2 protein-coding genes, 1 rRNA gene and 2 pseudogenes are annotated in these 4,334 nt (G+C 58.1%); all 5 read left to right on the top strand.

Annotated features, from left to right (window positions below):
- Window positions 1-238, top strand: a pseudogene (locus F0169_RS26230) (ABC transporter permease subunit); the annotation flags it as partial.
- A 143-nt stretch (window positions 239-381) separates the two neighbouring features.
- Window positions 382-497, top strand: a 5S ribosomal RNA gene (gene rrf, locus F0169_RS26225).
- A 172-nt stretch (window positions 498-669) separates the two neighbouring features.
- Window positions 670-1,329, top strand: a complete 660-nt coding sequence (locus F0169_RS26220; protein WP_152748043.1) for a paraquat-inducible protein A — start codon at window positions 670-672, stop codon at window positions 1,327-1,329.
- A complete protein-coding gene (locus F0169_RS26215) occupies window positions 1,316-1,939 on the top strand; it encodes a paraquat-inducible protein A (RefSeq protein ID WP_152748042.1) in 624 nt (207 codons plus the stop codon). The genes F0169_RS26220 and F0169_RS26215 overlap by 14 nt, the downstream gene beginning before the upstream one ends.
- Window positions 1,932-4,234 (top strand): annotated as a pseudogene (locus F0169_RS26210) (PqiB family protein). Before F0169_RS26215 ends, F0169_RS26210 begins: the two are co-directional and overlap by 8 nt.
- The last annotated feature ends 100 nt before the right edge of the window (window positions 4,235-4,334 follow it).

Genomic DNA, 4,334 nt, shown 5'->3' with positions numbered 1-4,334 from the left:
GCCATGTGTTGCCCACTCGCTGGTGCCGGCGGTTAACCTGTTGGCGGTGACATTGGGTGGCTGATCAGCGGACGACCGTTGGTGATTGAAGCCTGTTCGCGATTCCCGGCATCGGCCAGTTGCTGGTGCGCGGCATCTTTACCCGCGATACATGGTGGTGCAGGGCGTGGCCATGGTGTTGGCCTGCGCGACGGTGGTGGTCAACTTTGTCGCCGACGTGGCGACGGTAGCGCTCGAGCAATTTGCTTGCTCTGACGAGCACCAGATTGCGGTGTGTGAAGACGATAGAACCGAAAGTTCGATCTCACAAAACACCGAAAGCTGTCACATACCCAATTTGCTGAAGCGAGGCCATCAGGCCACGACTCAGTACCCGAATTTCTTGACGACCATAGAGCATTGGAACCACCTGATCCCATCCCGAACTCAGTAGTGAAACGATGCATCGCCGATGGTAGTGTGGGGTTTCCCCATGTGAGAGTAGGTCATCGTCAAGATTAAATTCCAGAACCCCTGTTTGCTAACGCAAACAGGGGTTTTGTTTTGGGCGGTCGGAAACCCTGGAAACCTTGCTTGCCCACGGCTGGGCCGAGACAAATTCGTACAGTTATTTATGAACCACACCACTAGAATAGGCGCCTAACCTTTTTTAGAGCTCGAGCCCTATTTATGCCCGATCCGGTTGATACCTTCGAGGTGTCGGACTTGCCGCTGGACCAACTGGTGGCATGCCACGAGTGTGACTTGCTGATGCGCAAGCCAGAGCTTGTCCGTGGTGAAAAGGCCCAATGCCCACGCTGTGGTTATGAGTTGTACGCTCACCGGCACAACGTCGTTGACCGAAGTTTGGCGTTAGTGCTTGCTGCACTGTTGCTGTACGTACCCGCGAACTTTTTACCCATCATGCAGCTCAATCTACTCGGGCAGTCCTCGCAGGACACCGTATGGACCGGCGTTGTCGGTCTGTTCAACAGCGGCATGCAAGGTGTGGCCCTCGTGGTGTTCTTCTGCAGCATGGGCATTCCGCTGATCAAGTTGCTGTGCCAACTGGCGGTGTTGCTCTGTATTCGTTGGAACATCGGCCGCAGCTACGGCCTGCTGTTTTATCGCATTTACCACCACCTCAAGGATTGGGGCATGCTCGAGGTCTACCTGATGGGCGTGCTGGTAGCGATTGTGAAGCTCGCCGATATGGCCACGATCAGCATAGGCCTCGGTCTGGGCTGCTTTATCAGCCTGTTAATGGTCCAAGTGCTGTTGGAGGTGGTGATGTCACCTCACCAAATATGGGAAGCGCTGGCAGAAGAGGATGCGTATGCGGGCGATTGATGCGGGCATTCTGATCTGTACCGAATGCCACGAGTTAAACCAGCAAGACCCGGACGCCGACGAGCAAACCTGCACCCGTTGCGGCGCGCTTGTGCATGCTCGCCGTCCGAACAGCTTGACGCGCACCTGGGCACTGCTGATCACGGCGGCCATCTTGTACATCCCGGCCAACCTGCTGCCGATCATGACCGTCAGTTCCTTGGGCCAAGGTGAGCCAAGCACCATCATGTCGGGTGTGATTCAGCTGGTGCAGCACGGCATGTTTCCAATCGCCGCAGTGGTGTTTATCGCCAGTATCCTGGTTCCCACCTTCAAGCTGGTGGGCATTGGCTTGTTGCTGTTCTCGGTGCAGCGTCACCAACCGCTGTCCGCGCGGCAGCGCATTATCATGTACCGCTTCATCGAATTCATTGGTCGCTGGTCGATGCTGGATATTTTCGTGATCGCCATCTTGGTGGCGGTTGTCAACTTTGGGCGACTTGCCAGTGTCGAGGCCAATCTCGGCGCAGCAGCGTTCGCCAGTGTGGTGATCTTGACGATGCTCGCCGCAGTAACTTTTGATCCCCGACTCATTTGGGACAACACGGAGTCGGACGACGACCATGAGTGATTTGCCAAAAGCTAAAACCCGCCCAGCGTCCAACTGGTCGGCCATCTGGGTGTTGCCGTTGGTTGCCCTGATCATCGGTGGTTGGTTGGGGTGGCGCGCCTATTCCCAATTAGGCATTGAGGTGCAGGTTCGCTTTGAAAGCGGCGAAGGGATTCAGGTCAACAAAACCGAAGTGGTTTACAAAGGCATGCCCGTAGGCAAGGTCAAGGCATTAGCGCTGGACGACGAGGGCAACAATCGCGGGGTCATCGCGACCATCGAGATGGGCAAGGATGTCGAGCAGTACCTTCGGACCAACACGCGTTTCTGGCTGGTCAAACCCAGCGTCAGCCTCGCTGGCATCACCGGCCTCGAAACCCTGGTCTCGGGTAACTATATCGCTGCCAGCCCAGGCGATGGCGAGCCCACGCGCAAATTCAAGGCGCTCTCTGAAGAGCCGCCTTTGTCGGATGCCAAGCCGGGCTTGCACCTGACCCTCAAGGCCGATCGTCTTGGTTCGCTTAACCGTGGCAGCCCGGTGTTCTACAAACAGATCCAGGTCGGTCAGGTCAAAAGTTACCTGCTGTCCGAGGATCAGAGCACCGTCGAGATCAAGGTCTACATTGAGCCGACTTACGCCAATCTGGTACGCAAACACACGCGATTCTGGAACGCCAGTGGCATCAGCATCGACGCCAACCTCTCCGGCGTGAAAGTGCGCAGCGAATCGCTGTCCAGCATCGTCGCCGGCGGCATCGCCTTCGCCACACCCGAGAATCGTCAAGACAGCCCGCCGACTGACCCGAGCCTGCCGTTTCGCTTGTATGAAGACTTCGATGCCGCTGCGGCAGGGCTCAAGGTCAAGGTCAAACTCACCGATTTCGAAGGCCTGCAGGCCGGGCGTACGCCAGTGATGTACAAAGGTATCCAGGTCGGCAGCCTGAAAACCTTGAAGATCGACCCGGATTTGACCAGCGCCAATGCCGAGCTGACCCTCGACCCGCTGGCCGAGGATTACCTTGTGCAGGACACGCAGTTCTGGGTGGTCAAACCGTCTATTTCCCTGGCAGGTATCACCGGGCTTGAGGCGTTGGTCAAAGGTAACTACATCGCCATTCGCCCTGGTGACAAAGGTACCGCGCCACAACGTGAGTATGTCGCTCGCGCCAAGGCGCCGCCGCTGGACCTGCGGTCTCCCGGCCTGCACATGGTGCTTTTGACCGACAGCCTCGGCTCATTGGACGTCGGCAGCCCGATCCTCTACAAGCAGGTCAAGGTTGGCTCGGTGCAGAGCTACCAGTCTCGCGCAAGAACAAACAACTGGTGATCGGCGTACACATCGAGAAGGAATATGAAAACCTGGTGAATGGCTCGACGCGCTTCTGGAATGCCAGCGGTGTCACGCTCACTGGTGGCCTCACCGGCGGCGTGCAAGTGAAAGCTGAATCGCTGGCGAGCCTGATGGCCGGCGGTATCGCTTTCGAAACCCCACAGCCGAATGTACCCCTGAAAAAGCGTATCCCGCGTTTCCGCCTGTTTGCCGACCGCGACGCCGCCAATCAGCACGGCACGCTGGTGACGATCAAAGTCGACCGCGCTGATGGCCTGAGCGTTGGCTCGCCGATACGCTTCAAGGGTCTGGACGTGGGCAAGATCGAAAGTGTCGACCTGAGCGCCGATATGCAATCGGTGCTGCTCAGCGCGCGCATCACTCAAGTGGCGGACCGTGTTGCTCGCGCCGGCACGCAGTTCTGGGTGGTCAAGCCTGAACTTGGCCTGATGAAGACCGCTAACTTGCAAACGCTGGTCACCGGCCAGTACCTCGAAGTGCTGCCCGCAGCAAAAAATGCCGGCCCGCAGAAGAGTTTTGTGGCCTTGAATCAGCCGCCTGAAACGGTGCACCAAGAGGCTGGCCTGCGCCTGGTGCTAAGCGCCGCCCGCCGTGGTTCGTTGAAGGAAGGCGTTCCGGTGACTTACCGCGAAGTCACCGTCGGCAAAGTCACGGGTTATGAACTGGGCCAGACGGCTGACCGGGTATTGGTTCACATCCTGATCGAGCCCAAGTACGCGCCGCTGGTGCGCAGTGGCAGCCGCTTCTGGAACACCAGCGGTTTCGGTCTCGACTTTGGGCTGTTCAAAGGCGCGACGGTACGCACCGAGTCGCTGGAAACCCTGGTGGCAGGCGGTATTGCCTTCGCCACGCCAGACGGTGAGCGCATGGGTAACCCGGCACGCCCTCAACAAACTTTTGCGCTGTTCGACAAGTTTGAAGATGAGTGGCTGACGTGGGCGCCGAAGATTCAACTCGGTAAATAGACCGAGGTGCGGCCATCGGGAGCAAGCCCCCTCCCACATTCTGAATGTGTGAGCACGTTCAAAGTGTGGGAGGGGGCTTCTCCCGATGGCGGCAGCCCAG

The organism is Pseudomonas kitaguniensis, assembly GCF_009296165.1.
GTDB lineage: Bacteria > Pseudomonadota > Gammaproteobacteria > Pseudomonadales > Pseudomonadaceae > Aquipseudomonas > Aquipseudomonas kitaguniensis.
Note: the sequence above shows the minus strand (reverse complement) of the source record. Positions and strands in the feature narration are given on the sequence as shown.

Bases quoted from the DNA above. Each gene is read 5' to 3' on its own strand.
- F0169_RS26215 (WP_152748042.1), top strand. From the start codon at position 1,316: ATGCGGGCGATTGATGCGGGCATTCTGATCTGTACCGAATGCCACGAG.
- F0169_RS26220 (WP_152748043.1), top strand. From the start codon at position 670: ATGCCCGATCCGGTTGATACCTTCGAGGTGTCGGACTTGCCGCTGGAC.